At 54.6% G+C, this 18,951-nt stretch carries 24 protein-coding genes; 17 read left to right on the top strand and 7 right to left on the bottom strand.

Annotated features, from left to right (window positions below):
• The first annotated feature begins 34 nt into the window (after nucleotides 1-34).
• Both rlmB and GKAS_RS08135 read left to right on the top strand, forming a co-directional pair.
• Nucleotides 35-766, top strand: coding sequence for a 23S rRNA (guanosine(2251)-2'-O)-methyltransferase RlmB (gene rlmB / locus GKAS_RS08140; protein ID WP_035893302.1), 732 nt, complete (start codon nucleotides 35-37; stop codon nucleotides 764-766).
• 132 nt (nucleotides 767-898) lie between these two features.
• Nucleotides 899-2,521 (top strand): isovaleryl-CoA dehydrogenase, encoded by a 1,623-nt coding sequence (locus tag GKAS_RS08135; protein WP_035893301.1) that lies wholly within the window; start codon nucleotides 899-901, stop codon nucleotides 2,519-2,521.
• Between the two features lie 61 nt (nucleotides 2,522-2,582).
• Here the strand turns inward: GKAS_RS08135 and yjfN are convergent, their stop codons facing one another.
• A complete protein-coding gene (gene yjfN / locus GKAS_RS08130; protein ID WP_072011369.1) occupies nucleotides 2,583-2,870 on the bottom strand; it encodes a DUF1471 family protease activator YjfN in 288 nt (95 codons plus the stop codon).
• Between the two features lie 116 nt (nucleotides 2,871-2,986).
• On the bottom strand, nucleotides 2,987-3,295 hold the full coding sequence (gene bsmA, locus GKAS_RS08125; protein ID WP_035893297.1) for a biofilm peroxide resistance protein BsmA: 309 nt from the start codon (nucleotides 3,293-3,295) through the stop codon (nucleotides 2,987-2,989).
• Nucleotides 3,296-3,501: 206 nt separating this feature from the next.
• Here bsmA and yjfP point away from each other — a divergent pair, with 206 nt between their 5' ends.
• Complete coding sequence (gene yjfP, locus GKAS_RS08120) at nucleotides 3,502-4,239, top strand: esterase (protein ID WP_035893295.1); 738 nt, start codon at nucleotides 3,502-3,504, stop codon at nucleotides 4,237-4,239.
• Here yjfP and ulaR read toward each other — a convergent pair.
• Together ulaR and ulaG are read right to left on the bottom strand one after the other, a co-directional pair.
• Nucleotides 4,236-4,991, bottom strand: coding sequence for an HTH-type transcriptional regulator UlaR (gene ulaR / locus GKAS_RS08115; RefSeq protein ID WP_035893293.1), 756 nt, complete (start codon nucleotides 4,989-4,991; stop codon nucleotides 4,236-4,238). The genes yjfP and ulaR overlap by 4 nt on opposite strands.
• A gap of 121 nt (nucleotides 4,992-5,112) precedes the next feature.
• Nucleotides 5,113-6,177 carry an L-ascorbate 6-phosphate lactonase gene (gene ulaG / locus GKAS_RS08110; protein WP_035893292.1) on the bottom strand — a complete coding sequence of 355 codons (1,065 nt, stop codon included), beginning with the start codon at nucleotides 6,175-6,177 and terminating at the stop codon, nucleotides 5,113-5,115.
• Between the two features lie 362 nt (nucleotides 6,178-6,539).
• Between ulaG and GKAS_RS08105 the strand changes: the two genes are divergently transcribed.
• From GKAS_RS08105 to GKAS_RS08080, 6 genes are read left to right on the top strand one after another with little or no spacing between them, the layout of a single operon-like run.
• Nucleotides 6,540-7,940 carry a PTS ascorbate-specific subunit IIBC gene (locus tag GKAS_RS08105; protein WP_035893291.1) on the top strand — a complete coding sequence of 467 codons (1,401 nt, stop codon included), beginning with the start codon at nucleotides 6,540-6,542 and terminating at the stop codon, nucleotides 7,938-7,940.
• 13 nt (nucleotides 7,941-7,953) lie between these two features.
• Nucleotides 7,954-8,259, top strand: a complete 306-nt coding sequence (gene ulaB, locus GKAS_RS08100) for a PTS ascorbate transporter subunit IIB (RefSeq protein ID WP_035893290.1) — start codon at nucleotides 7,954-7,956, stop codon at nucleotides 8,257-8,259.
• 9 nt (nucleotides 8,260-8,268) lie between these two features.
• Nucleotides 8,269-8,739, top strand: coding sequence for a PTS ascorbate transporter subunit IIA (ulaC, locus tag GKAS_RS08095; RefSeq protein WP_035893289.1), 471 nt, complete (start codon nucleotides 8,269-8,271; stop codon nucleotides 8,737-8,739).
• A 13-nt stretch (nucleotides 8,740-8,752) separates the two neighbouring features.
• Nucleotides 8,753-9,403 carry a 3-keto-L-gulonate-6-phosphate decarboxylase UlaD gene (gene ulaD / locus GKAS_RS08090; RefSeq protein WP_035893286.1) on the top strand — a complete coding sequence of 217 codons (651 nt, stop codon included), beginning with the start codon at nucleotides 8,753-8,755 and terminating at the stop codon, nucleotides 9,401-9,403.
• Between the two features lie 9 nt (nucleotides 9,404-9,412).
• Nucleotides 9,413-10,267, top strand: coding sequence for an L-ribulose-5-phosphate 3-epimerase (locus GKAS_RS08085; protein ID WP_035893284.1), 855 nt, complete (start codon nucleotides 9,413-9,415; stop codon nucleotides 10,265-10,267).
• Entirely contained in the window at nucleotides 10,267-10,950 is a 684-nt protein-coding gene (locus tag GKAS_RS08080; RefSeq protein ID WP_035893282.1) for an L-ribulose-5-phosphate 4-epimerase, read from the top strand. Before GKAS_RS08085 ends, GKAS_RS08080 begins: the two co-directional genes overlap by 1 nt.
• Nucleotides 10,951-11,076: 126 nt before the next feature.
• On the opposite strand, the gene GKAS_RS08075 is transcribed toward GKAS_RS08080, so the two are convergent.
• On the bottom strand, nucleotides 11,077-11,352 hold the full coding sequence (locus GKAS_RS08075) for a YdgH/BhsA/McbA family protein (RefSeq protein WP_035893281.1): 276 nt from the start codon (nucleotides 11,350-11,352) through the stop codon (nucleotides 11,077-11,079).
• A 340-nt stretch (nucleotides 11,353-11,692) separates the two neighbouring features.
• On the opposite strand from GKAS_RS08075, the gene rpsF reads away from it, so the two are divergent.
• From rpsF to GKAS_RS08050, 5 genes are all read left to right on the top strand, one after another.
• A complete protein-coding gene (gene rpsF / locus GKAS_RS08070) occupies nucleotides 11,693-12,088 on the top strand; it encodes a 30S ribosomal protein S6 (protein WP_035893279.1) in 396 nt (131 codons plus the stop codon).
• Between the two features lie 6 nt (nucleotides 12,089-12,094).
• Complete coding sequence (gene priB, locus GKAS_RS08065) at nucleotides 12,095-12,409, top strand: primosomal replication protein N (protein ID WP_035893276.1); 315 nt, start codon at nucleotides 12,095-12,097, stop codon at nucleotides 12,407-12,409.
• Between the two features lie 4 nt (nucleotides 12,410-12,413).
• Nucleotides 12,414-12,641 (top strand): 30S ribosomal protein S18, encoded by a 228-nt coding sequence (gene rpsR, locus GKAS_RS08060; RefSeq protein ID WP_002210155.1) that lies wholly within the window; start codon nucleotides 12,414-12,416, stop codon nucleotides 12,639-12,641.
• Between the two features lie 39 nt (nucleotides 12,642-12,680).
• Nucleotides 12,681-13,130, top strand: a complete 450-nt coding sequence (rplI, locus tag GKAS_RS08055; RefSeq protein WP_035893274.1) for a 50S ribosomal protein L9 — start codon at nucleotides 12,681-12,683, stop codon at nucleotides 13,128-13,130.
• Nucleotides 13,131-13,276: 146 nt separating this feature from the next.
• Complete coding sequence (locus GKAS_RS08050; protein WP_035893273.1) at nucleotides 13,277-14,203, top strand: DMT family transporter; 927 nt, start codon at nucleotides 13,277-13,279, stop codon at nucleotides 14,201-14,203.
• A gap of 86 nt (nucleotides 14,204-14,289) precedes the next feature.
• Here GKAS_RS08050 and GKAS_RS08045 read toward each other — a convergent pair whose 3' ends face one another.
• Entirely contained in the window at nucleotides 14,290-14,931 is a 642-nt protein-coding gene (locus GKAS_RS08045; protein ID WP_035893272.1) for an OapA family protein, read from the bottom strand.
• Between the two features lie 210 nt (nucleotides 14,932-15,141).
• Here GKAS_RS08045 and bamJ point away from each other — a divergent pair, with 210 nt between their 5' ends.
• From bamJ to nudI, 3 genes are all read left to right on the top strand, one after another.
• Nucleotides 15,142-15,762, top strand: coding sequence for a BamJ family beta-barrel-assembly machinery protein (gene bamJ / locus GKAS_RS08040; RefSeq protein ID WP_035893271.1), 621 nt, complete (start codon nucleotides 15,142-15,144; stop codon nucleotides 15,760-15,762).
• A gap of 302 nt (nucleotides 15,763-16,064) precedes the next feature.
• Nucleotides 16,065-17,471: a D-serine/D-alanine/glycine transporter gene (gene cycA / locus GKAS_RS08035; protein ID WP_035893269.1), complete on the top strand. Its 1,407-nt coding sequence runs from the start codon at nucleotides 16,065-16,067 to the stop codon at nucleotides 17,469-17,471.
• Nucleotides 17,472-17,634: 163 nt separating this feature from the next.
• Nucleotides 17,635-18,060 carry a nucleoside triphosphatase NudI gene (gene nudI / locus GKAS_RS08030; protein ID WP_035893267.1) on the top strand — a complete coding sequence of 142 codons (426 nt, stop codon included), beginning with the start codon at nucleotides 17,635-17,637 and terminating at the stop codon, nucleotides 18,058-18,060.
• A gap of 36 nt (nucleotides 18,061-18,096) precedes the next feature.
• On the opposite strand, the gene ytfE is transcribed toward nudI, so the two are convergent.
• Complete coding sequence (gene ytfE, locus GKAS_RS08025) at nucleotides 18,097-18,759, bottom strand: iron-sulfur cluster repair protein YtfE (RefSeq protein WP_035893265.1); 663 nt, start codon at nucleotides 18,757-18,759, stop codon at nucleotides 18,097-18,099.
• Between the last annotated feature and the right edge of the window lie 192 nt (nucleotides 18,760-18,951).

Below are 18,951 nucleotides of genomic sequence, written 5' to 3'. Positions count from 1 at the left end.
ACCCGGCGCACACCGCCCCAAACGAGTATGTTCAATGAGTGAAATGATTTACGGCATCCACGCAGTGCAGGCACTGCTGGAGCGCGCGCCTGAACGTTTTCAGGAAGTTTTTATTCTGAAAGGTCGCGACGATAAGCGCCTGATGCCGCTGATCCATGCGCTTGAAGCGCAGGGCGTGGTGATTCAGTTAGCGAACCGTCAGTTCCTGGATGAGAAAAGCGAAGGTGCCGTGCACCAGGGCATTATTGCGCGCGTGAAACCGGGCCGTCAGTATCAGGAAAACGATCTGCCGGATCTGATCGCTTCACTCGACAGCCCGTTCTTGCTGATCCTCGACGGCGTGACCGACCCGCACAACCTCGGTGCCTGCCTGCGTAGCGCCGATGCTGCTGGCGTGCACGCGGTTATCGTCCCGAAAGACCGCTCGGCGCAGCTGAATGCGACGGCGAAAAAAGTGGCCTGTGGCGCAGCCGAGAGCGTACCGCTGATCCGCGTGACCAACCTGGCGCGCACCATGCGTATGCTGCAGGAAGAGAGCGTATGGATTGTGGGTACCGCTGGTGAAGCGACCCACACGCTGTATCAGAGCAAAATGACCGGTGCTATGGCGCTGGTAATGGGGGCGGAAGGTGAAGGTATGCGCCGTCTGACCCGTGAACATTGCGATGAACTGATCAGTATTCCGATGGCGGGCACCGTGTCGTCGCTGAACGTCTCCGTAGCAACCGGCATCTGCCTGTTTGAAGCGGTACGTCAGCGCAGCTAACACACCGCTCCCGGGGTCGGCGCCAAACCATACGCTGTATGACCTAAGCCACCCTTTCGGGTGGCTTTTTTATTGTGCATCTCCCCCGACCGTCCATACTTAAAAGGTTGCCCATTGACGGAGGGAGACACAATGAATTGGCAAACACACACCGTTTTTAATCAACCTATTCCCTTAAATAACAGTAACCTGTTTTTATCTGACGTTGCGCTGCGTGATGCGGTGACCCGCTATGACGCCGGTTGGGACAGCGAACTGCTGGCGAGCATCGGCCAACAGCTCGGCACCGCCGAATCGCTGGAGCTCGGCAGGCTCGCCAACGCTCATCCCCCTGAATTATTACGCTATGACCCGCAAGGGCAGCGGCTTGACGACGTTCGCTTTCACCCCGCCTGGCATCTGCTGATGCAGGGGCTTTGCGCCAACCGGGTGCATAACCTTCCCTGGGAGGAAGAGGCGCGGAGCGGCGCATTCGTTGCCCGTGCCGCGCGCTTCATGCTGCATGCGCAGGTAGAAGCCGGCACGCTGTGCCCCATCACCATGACTTTTGCCGCCACGCCGCTGCTGCTAAAAACGCTGCCGCCGCTTTTTACCGACTGGCGCTCGGCGTTGCTTAGCGATCGTTATGACCCGCACCAGCTACCCGGCGCGCAGAAGCGCGGACTGCTGATTGGCATGGGGATGACCGAAAAACAGGGCGGCTCCGACGTGCTGAGCAACAGCACACGGGCGGAACGGCTGGAAGACGGTAGCTATCAGCTTACCGGGCATAAATGGTTCTATTCTGTGCCACAGAGCGACGCGCATCTGGTGCTGGCGCAGGCCAGCGGCGGGTTAACCTGCTTCTTCGTACCGCGTCTGCTGCCCGACGGCACCCGTAATGCCATTCGCCTTGAGCGGTTGAAAGACAAACTCGGCAATCGCGCCAACGCTAGCGGCGAAGTGGAGTTCCAGCAGGCGCTTGGTTGGCCGCTGGGTGAGGAGGGAGACGGTATCCGGCAAATCCTCAAAATGGGCGGACTGACGCGCTTTGACTGTGCGCTGGGCAGCCACAGCCTGATGCGTCGTGCGCTGTCGGTGGCGCTGTACCACGCTTTCCAGCGCCAGGCCTTCGGCCATAATCTGGTCGACCTGCCGCTGATGCGTCAAGTGCTGGGGAAAATGGCGCTGCAGCTGGAAGGGCAGACCGCGTTTATGTTTCGTCTTGCCAGCGCCTGGGGACAGAATCACCAGCCGCAGGAAGCGCTGTGGGCGCGTCTGTTCACCCCTGCGGCCAAGTTTGCCATCTGCAAGGCGGGCATTCCGTTCGTGGCGGAGGCGATGGAGGTGCTGGGCGGGATTGGCTACTGCGAAGAGAGCGAGCTACCGCGCCTGTACCGGGAGATGCCGGTGAACAGTATCTGGGAGGGCTCGGGCAATATCATGTGCCTCGACGTGCTGCGCGTGCTGGTGAAGCAACCGGACGCCGTGGCGCTGCTGCTGGCGGAATGTAACGAGGTTAAGGGACAGGATCGCCACTTTGATCGGCACTGGCGGCAGTTACAGCAGCGGCTGCGCAAGCCTTCTGAATCACAGGGACGCGAGATAACGCATCAGCTTTACCTGCTGGGCGTCGGTGCGCAGATGCTGCGTCATGCGTCGCCGCCGATGGCTCAGGCCTGGTGTCGAATGATGCTGGACTCGCGAGGCGGTGCGTTGCTGAGTGAACCGGTGATTAATGACCTGCTGTGTCGAGCGACGGGCGGGGGAAGATAGGCAATAGAAGCGGGTGGAAGAGGCGTGACAAGCGTAACGCTTCTTCCACTAGAGGCGGGTATCAAGCATAGAGAATCGCCTGTGCTCGCCAGTTGTCCTGCTGAGGTTCTTCATACATCTGAACGATGCGATACCAGGATGCGCCTTGTTCATCCGCTTTGCGTGCGATGACCTGTTCGACATCTTCCAGGCTTCCGGTGATGTTATTCACCGAAATCAGCCCGATCTCATTCAGCCCGGTTACGCAGTCTGCGCTGGCGAACTCTGCAGATTGTGCCGCCGCCGTATGGCCGCCGCCTGACAAAAGCAGGGTAGATAAGGTAAGTGTTTGTTTCATCGTCAGCTCCATTTCACATAACCCAGTGGGGGCAATCCATAGCAGACGCATATCCTGTATCCAGACAGAGGCGCCATTGTGCATCAGGGAAACGTGAAACGGTGCAAAGCTGCGTAAAGCTAGTAAAACTACTTACGGTAGAGAATCGCCTGCGAGTACCACTGGCCCGGCACGACGGTGTCATCAATCATGACTATCACGTAGTAATCCGCTTTCCGCGCGGTAACTTTCTCTTTGATAGATGCTTCAACATCCATCGGCGAACCGTACACCAGCGAGCTAACCGTGCCTATGCGCTGCAAGCCTGCCGTCTGGTTGCGGCGTATTTCCTGTGGATGGTCGGTGACCGGTGGAGGCGCTTCAGGAGTGCCTTCCAGAATGGTACAACCGCTCAACAAGAGCGCCAGCAACAGTGGGATAAACCGTCGTTTAGCCATTTCCCGTTTCCTGATAGTCATAGTGTAGTGGGGAAAGCATTTCGCTTTAGGCGAATGTTCCTGATTTGTTAACCATAGCGCTATTTTCGAATGAAAATATCACGATTTCGTAACGAGGTTCTCAATGTTATAAATCAGGGGTATTGTCGTCATCATACTGCATCAATTTTCGTATGCCATCTCAGCATAGCTAAAGGAGATAACCCATGATTGAACTGGAAATGCGCACCCTGGCAGGACAGCAAGTTTTGCACGCTTACCCAAGGGGATGTAGTGAAAAGGCGCTTCCCAGCATAGTGTTTTATCACGGTTTTACCTCGTCGAACGTTGTTTATAGCTATTTTGCCGTGGCGCTGGCGCAGGCAGGTTTCCGGGTGGTGATGCCTAACGCCGCCGAGCACGGGGAGCGCTTCAACGGCGATGGGGCCGAACGTCTTCAGCACTTCTGGCAGATTCTGGTGCAGAACTTTACCGAGTTCCCGGCGCTGCGCGATGCGCTGCTGGCAAGTGGGCTGGTGAGCGAAGGGCGCTTAGCGGTGGCTGGTGCCTCAATGGGCGGCATGACCGCGCTGGGGCTGATGGCGCAGCATCCGGAGCTGAAATGTGTGGCGAGCCTGATGGGGTCGGGCTATTTCACTTCACTTTCTGAGACACTCTTCCCACCGTCTGCAGCAAACGGCATCGAGAAGGCGCGCTTGCTGGCACCGCTAGCGAAGTGGGATGTTGGACATCAACTGGTGCGTCTGGCGGACAGGCCGCTGCTGCTATGGCATGGGGAAGAGGACGACGTGGTACCGGCGGGTGAGACGTTCCGGCTTCAGCAAGCGTTGCGGGAGGCTGAACTGGATGAGCATCTCACCTGCGTCTGGCAGGCGGGCGTCCGCCACCGTATTACGCCTGAAGCGTTGGACAGCACGGTGGCCTTTTTCCGCCAGCATCTTTAAACGCGGATAACCTTCACGCCCTGATCCTCAAGCTTCTTGAGGATCTCCGGGTCAGCCTGTTTGCCGGTAATCAGCAGATCGATCTCATCAGCGCGGCTAAACAGCATTCCTGCCCGTTCGCCAACCTTGCTGCTATCGACCAGTACGACAAGTTTACCCACCACGTTCAGCATTTTCTGTTCTGCCATCGCGGTGAGCATGTCGGTTTTATATAACCCTTCCGCCGTCAGCCCTTTGCCGCTGGTAAACATCCAGTGCCCGGCGTACAGGCTGTTTTCGCTGCCCTGTGGGCTGAGTGTGATGGCGTGGCTGCGGTTGTACTGCCCGCCCATAATGATCACGCTGTCGTGCTCTTGATCGATAAGGTAGTTAGCCAGCGGCAGGTAGTTGGTGATTATTTGCACCGGTTTGCCGCAGATCTCCTGGCCGACCAGAAAAGCCGTCGAACCACAGTTGATCACCACGCTTTCACCGGGCATCACCAGCTGCGACGCCGCTTTCGCGATGCGTACTTTCTCGTCGTGATTTTGTGCCTGATGAATGTTCATCGGGGACCAGCGCGGGCGCAGCTGGTTAACGGCCTCGGCGCCGTTGCGCACTTTTTTCAGCTTGCCGCTTTCATCAAGCTTGTTGATATCCCTGCGGGCCGTGGCGGGTGAGATCCCCAGACGGGAAATCACCTGCTCTACTGTTATAAAACCCGCTTGCGCCAGCAGGTCCAGTAGAATCTGATGTCTTTGCGCTTCCGTCATGAGCTAATCCGAAAAAAAATGATGATTAAAGATGATATTTGAAAAATAGCCAAAATACTAAAACTATATAGGGGTCAAGGTGGGTTTCCCGGCGTCGCTGCGCTCGGCCGGGAATACTCAATTACAAGAACGATTTAAACGGCAGATCCGGCTCAATGGTAAAGCAATCGTCGAAGCCACGCGGATAGTGATACTCGAAGTTATCTTTATCCAGTGGCCAGGTAAACTTGCCGCCAACCTGCCAGATAAACGGCTTAAATCCGTATTTCAGGCGGTCTTTTTTCATCTCCCACAGAACGCGAATTTCCTGCGGATCGGCCTGGAAGTTTGACCAGATATCGTGATGGAAAGGGATCACCACTTTGGTGTTCAGCGCCTCGGCCATACGCAGCATATCGGCGCTGGTCATTTTGTCGGTGATCCCGCGCGGGTTCTCGCCGTAGGAGCCCAGCGCCACGTCGATGTGATGCTCGTTGCCGTGTTTGGCGTAGTAGTTAGAGTAGTGGGAGTCACCGCTGTGATACAGGGTGCCGCCCGGCGTCTTGAACAGGTAGTTTACCGCGCGCGCGTCCATACCGTCCGGCAGTACCCCAGCGGCTTTTTGATCGGCTGGCAGCGTAATTAACGCTGTGCGGTCGAAAGCATCAAGCGCATGAATTTCAATATCTTTTACCTTAACCACGTCGCCCGGTTTTACCACGATGCAGCGTTCTTTCGGCACGCCCCAACCTACCCACAGGTCGACGCAGGTTTGTGGCCCGATAAACGGCACATCGTCCGCGCAGTTCTGCATGACGGCTGCTGCGACGTTCACATCGATATGATCGTTATGATCGTGAGTGGCCAGCACGGCGTCGATCTGACGGATGGCGAACGGATCCAGCACAAACGGCGTGGTGCGAAGGTTTGGCTGTAACTTTTTCACCCCCGCCATACGCTGCATCTGATGACCTTGTTTCATCAGCGGATTGCCGTGGCTTTGTTTGCCGGTGCCGCACCAGAAATCGACACAGACGTTAGTGCCGCCTTGTGATTTCAGCCAGATACCGGTGCAGCCCAGCCACCACATCGCAAAAGTACCCGGTGCGACCTGCTCCTGCTCGATCTCTTCATTCAGCCAGCTGCCCCACTCTGGAAAGGTGCTCAGGATCCAGGATTCTCGCGAAATGGTTTCAACTTTACTCATCGTGTTTTCCTCTTAAATTGTCATAAGTAATCATATTGTGATTTGTTATGATTGATATTGTCACCGTTTTTTCATTATTGCAATGATGTATTTTGGCGTGTGAGAGCACGATCTCAATGCAAAGTAACGATAGAACAATAATTGTTAATCTATGTTTTTTGGTTATTTTATTGATTTAATTGGTTTATTTTTGTTTAATTTGAATGGTTATTAATACGATTATTGAAATGTGCTTATTATTGCGGTGCGCGTCACATTTAATCAAATTGAATCTTGTTGTGATTATTTTTGATTATTAGAGTGTGTCACACCACCGCTGAGCAGGGTTGCTGGTTCAGCCACTTCATTTATCGGAGAGCGTTATGGAGATCCTCTACAACATCTTTACCGTCTTTTTTAATCAGGTGATGACCAACGCCCCGCTGTTGCTGGGTATCGTGACCTGTCTCGGTTATATCCTGCTGCGCAAAAGCGTTAGCGTGATTATCAAAGGCACCATCAAGACGATTATCGGCTTTATGCTTTTGCAGGCGGGGTCGGGCATCCTTACCAGCACCTTTAAACCGGTAGTGGCGAAGATGTCTGAGGTTTACGGCATCAATGGTGCTATCTCCGACACCTACGCCTCAATGATGGCGACCATCGAACGCATGGGTGATGCCTATAGCTGGGTGGGATATGCGGTGCTGCTCGCGCTGGCATTGAACATTTGCTACGTGGTGCTACGGCGCATTACGGGGATCCGCACCATCATGCTCACCGGGCACATCATGTTCCAGCAGGCCGGGCTGATTGCGGTGTTCTTCTATATCTGCGGCTACTCCATGTGGACCACCATTATCTGCACCGCGGTGCTGGTGTCGCTCTACTGGGGCATAACCTCCAACATGATGTACAAACCGACGCAGGAAGTGACGAACAACTGTGGTTTCTCCATCGGTCACCAGCAGCAGTTTGCTTCGTGGATTGCCTACAAGGTTGCACCGTTCCTCGGTAAGAAAGAGGAGAGCGTAGAGGACCTGAAGCTGCCGGGTTGGCTCAATATTTTCCACGACAACATCGTCTCTACCGCTATCGTCATGACGGTCTTCTTCGGTGCGATTCTGCTGTCGTTCGGTCTGGACGTGGTACAGGCAATGGCCGGTAAGACGCACTGGACTATCTACATCCTGCAAACCGGCTTCTCGTTTGCGGTGGCGATTTTCATCATCACTCAGGGCGTACGTATGTTCGTCGCCGAGCTGTCAGAAGCTTTTAACGGTATCTCTCAGCGCTTGATTCCCGGTGCCGTGCTGGCGATTGACTGCGCTGCGATTTATAGCTTCGCGCCAAACGCCGTGGTATGGGGCTTTATGTGGGGCACCATCGGCCAGCTCATTGCCGTGGGCATTCTGGTCGGCTGCGGCTCTTCCATCCTGATTATCCCGGGCTTTATCCCGATGTTCTTCTCTAACGCCACCATCGGCGTCTTTGCTAACCACTTCGGCGGCTGGCGTGCGGCGCTCAAGATTTGTCTGGTGATGGGGATGATCGAAATATTCGGCTGCGTATGGGCGGTGAAACTGACTGGCATGAGCGCCTGGATGGGGATGGCCGACTGGTCAATTCTGGCACCACCGATGATGCAGGGCTTTGCCTCCATCGGGCTGATTTTCATGGCCGTCATCATCGTGATTGCCCTGGCTTATATGTTCTTCGCTGGCCGCACCCTGCGCGCTGAAGAAGACGCGGAAAAACAAATGGCAGAAGTATCTGCTCATTAAGGAGAGTTTGATTATGACCGTACGTATTCTGGCTGTATGTGGTTGTGGGCAAGGCAGCTCCATGATTATGAAGATGAAAGTCGACCAGTTCCTCAAAGAGCAGGGCGTTGATCACACGGTGAATAGCTGCGCGGTGGGTGAATACAAAAGCGAGCTGAGCGGGGCCGACATCATTATCGCCTCCACCCATGTGGCAAGCGAAATCACCGTCTCCGGCAACAAATATGTGGTGGGCGTACGCAATATGCTCTCGGCGGCCGACTTTGGTCCGAAGCTGATGGAAGTCATCAGCGCGCATTTCCCGAAAGACATGAAGTAAGGACAACCCATGAAGCTACGTGATTCATTGGCGGAAAATAAATCCATCCGCCTGCAGGCGGAAGCCAATACCTGGCAGGAAGCGGTCAAGCTTGGCGTTGACCTGCTGGTGGAGGCAGAGGTTGTCGAGCCGCGCTACTTCCAGGCAATTCTGGATGGCGTTGAACGTTTCGGCCCTTACTTCGTCATTGCCCCTGGCTTGGCGATGCCGCACGGACGCCCTGAAGAAGGGGTGAAGAAAAACGGCTTTGCGTTAGTCACCCTGAAAACGCCAATGGTGTTTAACCACGAAGACAACGACCCGGTCGATATCCTCATCACCCTGGCGGCGGTGGATGCACGCACTCATCAGGAAGACGGCATCATGCAGATCGTCAACCTGTTTGAAGATGAAGCCAATTTCGACCGTTTACGTGCCTGCCGTACCGAGCAGGAAGTGCTGGATTTAATCGATAGCGCCACCCAGGCGGCGACAGCTTAAGAAGGAATTGAACATGTCATTACCAATGTTGCAGGTTGCGCTGGATAACCAGACCATGGACAGCGCCTATGAAACCACCCGCTTGATTGCGGAAGAGGTTGATATCATTGAAGTCGGCACCATCCTTTGTGTTGGTGAAGGCGTGCGCGCGGTGCGCGACCTCAAGGCGCTGTATCCGCATAAAATCGTGCTGGCCGATGCCAAGATTGCCGACGCGGGTAAAATCCTTTCCCGCATGTGCTTTGAAGCCAATGCTGACTGGGTCACCGTTATCTGCTGTGCGGATATCAACACCGCCAAAGGCGCGCTGGACGTGGCAAAAGAGTTTAACGGCGACGTGCAGATTGAGCTGACCGGCTACTGGACCTGGGAACAGGCCAAAGAGTGGCGCGATGCAGGCATTGGGCAGGTGGTCTATCACCGTAGCCGCGATGCGCAGGCCGCGGGCGTGGCGTGGGGGGAAGCGGATATTACCGCGATCAAGCGCTTGTCTGATATGGGCTTCAAAGTGACCGTTACCGGTGGGCTGGCGCTGGAAGACCTGCCGCTGTTCGCGGGCATCCCAATCCATGTCTTTATCGCGGGTCGTAGCATTCGTGATGCGGCATCTCCGGTGGAAGCCGCGCGTCAGTTCAAGCGCTCTATTGCTCAGCTTTGGGGCTAAGGAGCGGTTATGTTGTCGAAACAGACACCGCTTGGCATCTATGAAAAAGCGCTCCCCGCAGGGGAGTGCTGGCTGGAACGCCTGCGTCTGGCAAAAGAGCTGGGTTTTGATTTCGTTGAGATGTCGGTGGATGAGACCGACGAGCGACTGTCGCGCCTCGACTGGAGTCGCGAGCAGCGTTTAGCGCTGGTGAGCGCCATTGCGGAGACCGGCGTACGCGTGCCGTCGATGTGCCTGAGCGCGCATCGCCGCTTTCCTTTAGGCTGCGAAGATGACGACGTTCGCGACCAGGGGCTGGAGATCATGCGTAAAGCTATCCGCTTCGCGCAGGATATCGGCATCCGGGTGATTCAACTCGCGGGATACGACGTCTATTACCAGCAGGCAAATGACGAAACGCGTCGGCGCTTTCGCGACGGCCTGAAGGAGAGCGTTGAAATGGCCAGCCGCGCTCAGGTTACGCTGGCGATGGAGATAATGGATTACCCGCTGATGAACTCCATCAGCAAGGCGCTCGGCTACGCACACTACCTGAATAACCCGTGGTTCCAGCTTTATCCGGATATCGGCAACCTGTCGGCGTGGGATAACGACGTACAGATGGAATTGCAGGCCGGGATAGGGCATATCGTCGCCGTACACGTGAAAGATACTAAACCTGGCGTCTTTAAAAACGTCCCATTTGGTGAAGGCGTTGTCGATTTCGAACGCTGCTTTGAAACGCTGCGTGAGAGCGGCTACTGCGGCCCGTATCTGATTGAGATGTGGAGTGAAACCTCGGATGACCCGGCACGAGAAGTGGCAAAAGCACGCGACTGGGTGAAGGCCAGAATGGCCCGCGCTGGATTGGTGGAGGCGGCATAATGCAACAGCTAAAACAGCAGGTGTTTGACGCCAATATGGATTTACCGCGCTACGGTCTGGTGACTTTTACCTGGGGCAACGTCAGCGCTATCGACCGTGAACGGGGTCGGGTGGTGATTAAGCCGAGCGGCGTAGCCTATGAGACCATGACCGTGGATGACATGGTCGTTGTGGATATGGACGGCAACGTGGTGGAAGGGCGCTATCGTCCTTCTTCCGACACGGCGACACACCTGGCGATGTACCGCCGTTACCCATCTCTCGGCGGCGTGGTGCATACCCACTCGACCCATGCCACATCGTGGGCACAGGCAGGTCTGGCGATTCCCGCGCTTGGCACCACGCATGCGGACTATTTCTTTGGCGATATTCCCTGTACCCGTGCGTTAACGGAAGCTGAAGTGCAGGGCGAATATGAGCTGAACACCGGTAAGGTAATCATCGAGACGCTCGGTGACGTCGAGCCGCTGCATACGCCGGGAATTGTGGTGTACCAGCATGGCCCGTTCGCCTGGGGGAAAGATGCGCACGATGCGGTGCATAACGCGGTGGTGATGGAAGAAGTGGCGAAAATGGCGTGGATTGCGCGCGGTATCAACCCGGCGCTAAGCCCAATCGACAGCTACCTGATGAACAAACACTTTATGCGTAAGCATGGGCCGAACGCCTATTACGGTCAGTGATCGTTTTATCCAAAAAATATGCTCCGGGATTTGTACGCCTTCGGGATGTTACTGGTCTGATTCCGGAGCCTTTTTACGGCAGGCGTTCTTCGCCCTCGTGGAGGGGGCGAAGAACGAAGCACGGGGTTAGCGATACAGCGCAGCGCTCGCGTGGATCAAACCGTTGCTTCCGGGTTCATGTATCAGGATAGGCTGGAAGTATTTAGCCCCCTGAGCATCGCTCTCCTGACTGAGCGCCTTATCGGCCTCTTGCTCAGTGGCGATATTATGGTTGATATAGATAACCCCCAGGCTCTGTACATCGTCCATGTTACGTGCCTGATGGCCATCGATCTTAATGGCGGCCTGTGCGCTGACGCTAACCAGTAGCGCAGCCATTGCGGCAATGACGATAGTTTTCATACTCGACTCCTTACTGACAGTCCTGACGCTAACGCGGGGGCTCTCCTCTTGTTGTGGTTGACTACTGATGTAATTGCAATCGGTTTTTGGCTGCGGTATGGCGACCTTTTCTGATGCTGTTGTTCAAAAAATTGCCGCATTCGTGGCTGTTTAATTTTAAATCACTGACTTAGACCGACTTTGCCTTTTGTGTGAATTTTTTGTGCAATTCACTTGAGTTTCCTGGGGGCGGCAAGTATTATTACGCGTCATTTTTCAGCCGACCTTTAACACGTTCCTTGCCTCCATGGGCCTCGGCTGACCCAGACAGGAGGCTGAATAATCCGTAAGGAGCAATTCGATGCGTCATTACGAAATCGTTTTTATGGTCCATCCTGACCAGAGCGAACAGGTTCCGGGTATGATCGAGCGCTACACTGGTGCAATCACTGCAGCAGAAGGCACGATCCACCGTCTGGAAGACTGGGGCCGTCGTCAGCTGGCTTACCCGATCAACAAACTGCACAAAGCTCACTACGTTCTGCTGAACGTTGAAGCACCGCAGGAAGTGATCGATGAGCTGGAAACTAACTTCCGCTTCAACGATGCCGTTATCCGCAGCATGGTTATGCGTACTAAGCACGCTGTTACCGAAGCGTCTCCGATGGTTAAAGCGAAAGACGAGCGTCGTGAACGTCGCGATGATTTCGCAAACGAAACCTCAGATGATGCTGAAGCTGGGGATTCTGAAGAGTAATTTCTGATGACCAATCGTCTGGTGTTATCCGGCACAGTGTGCAGAACACCGCTTCGCAAGGTCAGCCCATCAGGAATTCCTCATTGCCAGTTCGTGCTTGAGCATCGTTCTGTGCAGGAGGAAGCCGGCTTTCACCGGCAGGCGTGGTGTCAAATGCCCGTTATTATTAGCGGACAAGAGAACCAAGCCATTACTCACAGTATAACGGTCGGTAGTGCAGTCACCGTTCAGGGTTTTATCTGTTGCCACAAAGCAAAGAATGGCCTGAGCAAAATGGTTCTGCATGCCGAGCAGATTGAATTGATAGATTCTGGAGACTAGCCATATGGCACGTTATTTCCGTCGTCGCAAGTTCTGCCGTTTCACCGCGGAAGGCGTTGTTGAGATCGATTACAAAGACATCGCAACGTTGAAAAACTACATTACCGAAAGCGGTAAAATTGTCCCGAGCCGTATCACCGGTACTCGTGCAAAATACCAGCGTCAGCTGGCTCGCTGCATCAAGCGCGCTCGCTACCTGTCCCTGCTGCCGTATACCGATCGTCATCAGTAATCGGCCGCCGTCTATTAACGACTTTAAGAGGATAAGGTAATGCAAGTTATTCTGCTTGATAAAGTAGCAAACCTGGGCACCCTGGGTGATCAAGTTAACGTTAAAGCGGGCTACGCTCGTAACTTCCTGGTACCACAGGGCAAAGCTGTTCCTGCTACCAAGAAAAACGTTGAATTCTTCGAAGCACGTCGTGCAGAACTGGAAGCCAAACTGGCTGACGTTCTGGGCGCTGCAGAAGCTCGTGCTGCACAGATCGTAGCACTGGAATCAGTAACCATCGCGTCTAAAGCAGGCGACGAAGGTAAACTGTTCGGTTCCATCGGTACTCGCGACATCGCTGATGCAGTTACTGCAGCTGGCGTTAAAGTTGCTAAGAGCGAAGTTCGTCTGCCGAACGGCGTTCTGCGTACTGTTGGCGAGCACGAAGTGGACTTCCAGGTTCACAGCGAAGTATTCGCTAAAGTTATCATCAACGTTGTTGCTGCTTAATCAGCAACCCACGTTTTGATAACAACAAACCGCCGGCCTTGTGCCGGCGTTTTGCTTTTTAGGCCCACCACTTTTCGACTGGCTATCTTTCATCCTTTTCGCGATAATCAAAAAATTAAAACAATATTTTAATTTTTGGTAAAAGAATGGAAACTCTGCGCCAGCACCCTCTGTTTTCCCGTAAAAATATCGTTTATCTCTGTGCCGCATTCTGCTGTCTGCTGTGGGGAAGTGCTTACCCGGCGATTAAGAGCGGGTATGAACTGTTTCAGATTGCCACTGATGATATTCCGAGCAAAATCGTCTTTGCGGGCTACCGCTTCCTGTTTGCCGGGGCGCTGCTGCTCCTGCTGGCGATGGCACAGCGTAAGCCAATTGCTCGTCTGAACGCGCGTCAGTTTGGCCAGCTAACCTTGCTGGGGCTCACGCAGACCTCGCTACAGTACATCTTCTTCTACATCGGCCTGGCTTTCACCACCGGGGTGAAGGGGTCAATTATGAACGCCACGGGTACCTTCTTCAGCGTGCTGCTGGCGCACTTTATCTACCAGAACGATCGGCTGAGCTATAACAAGACGCTGGGCTGTATTCTCGGCTTTGTCGGGGTGATGGTGGTGAACTTCAACAGCGGGCTGCTGGATTTTAGCTTTAGCCTGGGAGATGGCTCGGTGGTGCTGGCGGCGTTTATTCTGTCAGCGGCGTCACTCTACGGTAAGCGTATCTCTCAAACGGTCGATCCTACGGTGATGACGGGTTACCAGCTGGCTTTCGGTGGCCTGGCGTTGGTGGTCGGCGGCTATCTGAGCGGTGGCACGCTGACCTTCCACGGCTTCTCATCGGTGGCGATTCTCGGTTATCTGACGCTACTGTCATCGGTGGCCTTTGCGCTGTGGAGCATTTTGCTCAAGTACAACCGCGTGGGGATGATTGCGCCGTTTAACTTCCTGATCCCGGTATCCGGTTCGGTGCTGTCGGCGATTTTTCTCGGGGAAAATATTTTCGAGTGGAAATACGCGCTGGCGCTGGCGCTGGTCTGTTCGGGGATTTGGTGGGTGAACAAGGTGAAGCGGTAATGCCTGATGGCGCTGCGCTTATCAGGCCTACGTTCACGGTTTTGTAGGCCGGATAAGGCAAAGCCGCCATCCGGCAGTCTGCAAGTTTAACGCGCGCGAATAAAACTACCGTCCTGCTGGCGGGTGAACAGCACCTGACCGTTATCCGATTCGATGGTTAACCCGGTAACCACACCGTTGGCGTTCTTACGAATCTGCACTTTCTGGCCGTTTTTCAGGTTACTCAGCGGCTTACCCGCCCCCTCAACCTGCGCCATGGCATAGACATCGGTTGGCGGCAGGTTATTGTCGCGGAAAAGCTGCGCCAGCGTTTTACCGGCTTCAACCTGATAGGTATGCCAGTCGCTGCTGCTGCGGCTCTCCTGATAGGGCTGCGTTCGTGACGGAGCGGCCTGCTGCTCGCTCGGCTGTTCTTCCTGCACCGGTTCTGGCGCAACAGGGGCGACCTGATCTAAATCGTTAGACGGTGTGACCAGCTGAGCGTGCAACGGCTGAGCGTCTGGCTGCGGCGTTTGCGACTGTGACTGGAAGTCCAGCTGCGCGGAGCGGGTCACCTGAGGCGGCGGGCTGTCGTCAGCGGAAGGCAGCAGGAAGCCGACGATAATGGCCAGCGCAGCAACAATCACGCCGCGACGGTGGGCAGGCGGCAGCGGGTCCAGGATGCGAAGATCGTCCGGCGCATGCCAGATTTTCACCAGCAAAGGTTTTATTTCAAATCTCCCGGGCATGGCTCTCCTCCTGCTCCGTGTCGATGCTATCCAGTATAGATGGCTAACTGCCTGATGAACGTGGCAAAGCGCACTTTCATCATATCCTATAGGCAAAAGGTATTGTTTCTTTTTCCCGGTAATTTGTCATCTTTCCTGACACAAAGTTTTACCCTGTGCGGCGTGGCTGCTATGCTGCCCGCTACTTTATACCCGAAGAAAGGAAAGACGATGGCCACCCCGACTTTTGACACTATTGAAGCACAGGCAAGCTACGGTATCGGCCTGCAGGTAGGGCAGCAGCTGAGCGAGTCCGGTTTGCAGGGTTTACTGCCGGAAGCACTGGTTGCCGGTATCGCCGATGCGCTGGAAGGCAAGCAGCCTGCTGTGCCGGTAGACGTTGTTCATCGCGCGCTGCGTGAAATCCACGAACGTGCTGATGCAGTACGTCGTGAGCGTTTTGCGGCGATGGCCGAAGACGGCGTGAAATATCTGGAAGAAAACCGTGAGAAAGAAGGCGTAAACAGCACCGAATCCGGTCTGCAGTTCCGCGTTCTGACCCAGGGTGAAGGCGCAATCCCAGCGCGTACCGATCACGTTCGCGTACACTACACCGGCAAACTGATTGACGGCACCGTGTTCGATAGCTCCGTCGCACGCGGCGAACCTGCTGAATTCCCGGTTAACGGCGTTATCGCTGGCTGGATTGAAGCACTGACCCTGATGCCGGTTGGCTCTAAGTGGGAACTGACTATCCCTCATAGCCTGGCCTACGGCGAGCGCGGTGCGGGTGCTTCCATCCCTCCGTTCAGCACACTGGTCTTCGAAGTCGAGTTACTGGAAATCCTGTAATCCTCGCACTTATCCTCTCTCCGTCCGGGGAGAGGATACAAACTCCTGAAGTTAGATATATGTTGGGATTTAATCTTGCAAATACAGCAATTGCGTGTATTTTTGTGAGCTGTTTCCCATAGGTGAGGTGATATAACACTCACTTTAAACATAAAATTAACATTATATTTAAATCATAGTATTCATCCCTCCGATTCTTACCTAATATCGAGACATCCTATAGATAGGATCGTCTTGCATGACGACATAAAGGGCCAGTAGAGCCCGCACAACACAGACAGAAACAACAGGAAGAAAATCACATGGTTGATCAGATTAAAGTCGCTGCTGCCGAAGAGCAGGAGCCGGCTGAACAATCGCTACGGCGAAACCTTACAAACCGACATATTCAGCTTATTGCCATCGGCGGCGCCATTGGCACCGGGCTGTTTATGGGATCGGGCAAAACTATCAGTCTCGCTGGGCCTTCGATCATCTTCGTTTATATGATCATCGGTTTTATGCTTTTCTTCGTGATGCGTGCGATGGGCGAGCTGCTGCTCTCCAACCTCGAGTACAAATCGTTTAGTGACTTTGCGGCCGACCTGCTTGGCCCATGGGCCGGGTATTTTACCGGCTGGACCTACTGGTTCTGTTGGGTGGTGACAGGGATGGCGGACGTCGTCGCTATTACCGCCTACGCGCAGTTCTGGTTCCCCGGACTCTCTGACTGGGTGGCTTCGCTGGCGGTCGTGGTCCTGCTGCTGAGCCTCAACCTTGCCACCGTGAAGATGTTCGGTGAGATGGAGTTCTGGTTTGCGATGATCAAAATCGTCGCTATCGTCGCGCTGATCGTTGTCGGCCTGGTGATGGTGCTGATGCACTTCAAATCACCAACCGGCGTAGAAGCCTCGTTTGCTCATCTGTGGAACGACGGCGGCTGGTTCCCGAAAGGCATCAGCGGCTTCTTTGCAGGCTTCCAGATAGCGGTCTTCGCCTTCGTGGGGATTGAGCTGGTGGGCACCACCGCGGCGGAAACCAAAGATCCTGAGAAATCACTGCCGCGTGCGATTAACTCGATTCCAATCCGTATCATCATGTTCTACGTGTTCGCGCTGATTGTGATTATGTCCGTGACCCCGTGGAGCTCGGTGGTTCCGAACAAGAGCCCGTTCGTTGAACTGTTCATGCTGGTCGGTCTGCCGGCGGCGGCAAGCATCATTAACTTCGTGGTGCTGACCTCGGCAACCTCTTCCGCCAACAGCGGCGTGTTCTCAACCAGCCGCATGCTGTTCGGTCTGGCGCAGGACGGCGTAGCGCCAAGCCTGTTCGCCAAGCTCTCCAAGCGTGCGGTACCGGCGAAAGGGCTGACCTTCTCCTGTATCTGCCTGCTCGGTGGCGTGGTGATGCTGATGGTGAACCCAAGCGTGATCGCAGCCTTCACCATGATCACCACCGTATCGGCGATTCTGTTTATGTTCGTCTGGACGATTATCCTGTGCTCTTACCTGGTATACCGTAAGAAGCGTCCACACCTGCATGAAAAATCCATCTACAAAATGCCGCTGGGCAAAGTGATGTGCTGGGTCTGCATGGCGTTCTTCGCCTTCGTTCTGGTGCTGCTGACTCTGGAAGCGGATACCCGTGAAGCGCTGATGGTGACGCCAATCTGGTTCATCGTGCTGGGGCTGGGTTGGATGTTCCTGCGTAAGAACAAGCTGGCTAAGTAAGAGAATTTCGCTCCTCACCCTCTCCCCTGGAGGAGAAGGTGAGGAGGAAACGACACAAAGCGCCCATCGTGGCGCTTTCTTCGTTTTTGAGCCTCACTTCGTAGTCCCCCCATTCTTAACGTGCTACTTTCCCCGCCACAAACGAAAAGCGTATGGAGATGAAATGCGTCAGAGAACGATTGTCTGCCCGGTGATTCAAAACGAGGGCGAATACCTGCTGTGTAAAATGGCCGATGACCGCGGCGTTTTCCCTGGGCAATGGGCGATTTCCGGCGGCGGTATGGAGCCGGGCGAAACCATGGAAGAAGCGCTGAGACGCGAGATAGGTGAAGAGCTGGGTGATGCGCTGGAGATTACCGAAGTGAAGCCGTGGACCTTTCGCGATGACGTACGGGTGAAAACCTACGCCGACGGGACGACCGAGCAGATCTACATGATTTATCTCATCTTTGACTGCGTGAGCGCCAACCGGGATATTACTTTCAACGAGGAGTTTCAGGAGGTCGCCTGGGTGAAACCCGAAGCGCTGGCCGATATGGACCTCAACGTCGCGACGCGAGAAACCTTCCGCCAGAAAGGTCTGCTGTAAAAAAACGCCTCCCGCAAGAGGAGGCGCTTAGTCATCTTATTCGCCTTTGAGCGCGCGTGGGAACAGCACGTTATTCTCGAGGCTGATGTGCTCCATCAGGTCGTCGATCATTTCGTTGATGCCGTTATACATTGCCTTCCAGGTGGTGCAGGCTTCTGGCGGAATGGTGACGTTTTGAGTGGTGTGCTTGATCACTTCCAGCAGTTCCCCTGCCTCGTCATGCTCGCTTTCCATCACGCTGATTGGCCCCATCGCCTGGCTGCCCATACCTTGTTTGATCATCGGGAACAGAATCTGCTCCTCTTTCATCATGTGGCTGGAAAGCTCCTGATGCAGCATGGTCAGATATTTCGCCAGGCCTCTTGGCACGTTCGGTTTGTCGGCGTGTACACGTTCGACTTTGGTGGCCTGCAGAATCAGCTCTGGTAGCTGTTCGCGGTGACGGTCGTGGTAACGTACGATGATGTGGTCGATGATTTCAGCCAGCGGTGCTACGCGCCAGTCTTTTTCCACCGGCTGCTCGGCCAGTTTTGCCAGTTCAGCTTCAATCACGGCAACGTCGAGCTCTTTGCGGTCCGCCGCACGGGCCAGCGTCTGCTTACCGCCGCAGCAGTAATCCATATCATATTTACGGAACAGCGCGGATGCGCGTGGGATGGAGAGCGCCAGCTCGCCTAATGGTTGGTCGCGAAAGGCCATAGCAGTTACCTCGTCATCAATAATATAAGATGTATTTTAAATGCATCTTTAAATCGAAGATATACCCCTTTATAGGCAGGGGAATTCAGTGATGTTTGTCACAAAAAATTATTACGCTTTAACGTGCTGAATCTTATTAAGAATGCCTCTGGTAAGACCTGAATCGATTAAACAAGCGCGTGGCGCTGCCGA

Source organism: Kluyvera ascorbata ATCC 33433 (genome assembly GCF_000735365.1).
In the GTDB taxonomy this organism is placed as follows: domain Bacteria; phylum Pseudomonadota; class Gammaproteobacteria; order Enterobacterales; family Enterobacteriaceae; genus Kluyvera; species Kluyvera ascorbata.
The sequence above is the reverse complement of the archived record's forward strand: the minus strand, read 5'-3'. Positions and strand labels throughout refer to the sequence as shown.

Coding starts and splice junctions, on each gene's coding strand:
- bamJ (WP_035893271.1), top strand. CDS start 15,142: ATGGCCACCCCGACTTTTGACACTATTGAAGCACAGGCAAGCTACGGT.
- priB (WP_035893276.1), top strand. CDS start 12,095: ATGACCAATCGTCTGGTGTTATCCGGCACAGTGTGCAGAACACCGCTT.
- rlmB (WP_035893302.1), top strand. CDS start 35: ATGAGTGAAATGATTTACGGCATCCACGCAGTGCAGGCACTGCTGGAG.
- GKAS_RS08085 (WP_035893284.1), top strand. CDS start 9,413: ATGTTGTCGAAACAGACACCGCTTGGCATCTATGAAAAAGCGCTCCCC.
- rplI (WP_035893274.1), top strand. CDS start 12,681: ATGCAAGTTATTCTGCTTGATAAAGTAGCAAACCTGGGCACCCTGGGT.
- ulaG (WP_035893292.1), bottom strand. CDS start 6,177: ATGAGTAAAGTTGAAACCATTTCGCGAGAATCCTGGATCCTGAGCACC.
- GKAS_RS08080 (WP_035893282.1), top strand. CDS start 10,267: ATGCAACAGCTAAAACAGCAGGTGTTTGACGCCAATATGGATTTACCG.
- bsmA (WP_035893297.1), bottom strand. CDS start 3,295: ATGGCTAAACGACGGTTTATCCCACTGTTGCTGGCGCTCTTGTTGAGC.
- rpsR (WP_002210155.1), top strand. CDS start 12,414: ATGGCACGTTATTTCCGTCGTCGCAAGTTCTGCCGTTTCACCGCGGAA.
- yjfP (WP_035893295.1), top strand. CDS start 3,502: ATGATTGAACTGGAAATGCGCACCCTGGCAGGACAGCAAGTTTTGCAC.
- GKAS_RS08105 (WP_035893291.1), top strand. CDS start 6,540: ATGGAGATCCTCTACAACATCTTTACCGTCTTTTTTAATCAGGTGATG.
- ulaC (WP_035893289.1), top strand. CDS start 8,269: ATGAAGCTACGTGATTCATTGGCGGAAAATAAATCCATCCGCCTGCAG.
- GKAS_RS08135 (WP_035893301.1), top strand. CDS start 899: ATGAATTGGCAAACACACACCGTTTTTAATCAACCTATTCCCTTAAAT.
- rpsF (WP_035893279.1), top strand. CDS start 11,693: ATGCGTCATTACGAAATCGTTTTTATGGTCCATCCTGACCAGAGCGAA.
- ulaR (WP_035893293.1), bottom strand. CDS start 4,991: ATGACGGAAGCGCAAAGACATCAGATTCTACTGGACCTGCTGGCGCAA.
- ytfE (WP_035893265.1), bottom strand. CDS start 18,759: ATGGCCTTTCGCGACCAACCATTAGGCGAGCTGGCGCTCTCCATCCCA.
- ulaD (WP_035893286.1), top strand. CDS start 8,753: ATGTCATTACCAATGTTGCAGGTTGCGCTGGATAACCAGACCATGGAC.
- yjfN (WP_072011369.1), bottom strand. CDS start 2,870: ATGGAGCTGACGATGAAACAAACACTTACCTTATCTACCCTGCTTTTG.
- nudI (WP_035893267.1), top strand. CDS start 17,635: ATGCGTCAGAGAACGATTGTCTGCCCGGTGATTCAAAACGAGGGCGAA.
- ulaB (WP_035893290.1), top strand. CDS start 7,954: ATGACCGTACGTATTCTGGCTGTATGTGGTTGTGGGCAAGGCAGCTCC.
- GKAS_RS08045 (WP_035893272.1), bottom strand. CDS start 14,931: ATGCCCGGGAGATTTGAAATAAAACCTTTGCTGGTGAAAATCTGGCAT.
- cycA (WP_035893269.1), top strand. CDS start 16,065: ATGGTTGATCAGATTAAAGTCGCTGCTGCCGAAGAGCAGGAGCCGGCT.
- GKAS_RS08050 (WP_035893273.1), top strand. CDS start 13,277: ATGGAAACTCTGCGCCAGCACCCTCTGTTTTCCCGTAAAAATATCGTT.
- GKAS_RS08075 (WP_035893281.1), bottom strand. CDS start 11,352: ATGAAAACTATCGTCATTGCCGCAATGGCTGCGCTACTGGTTAGCGTC.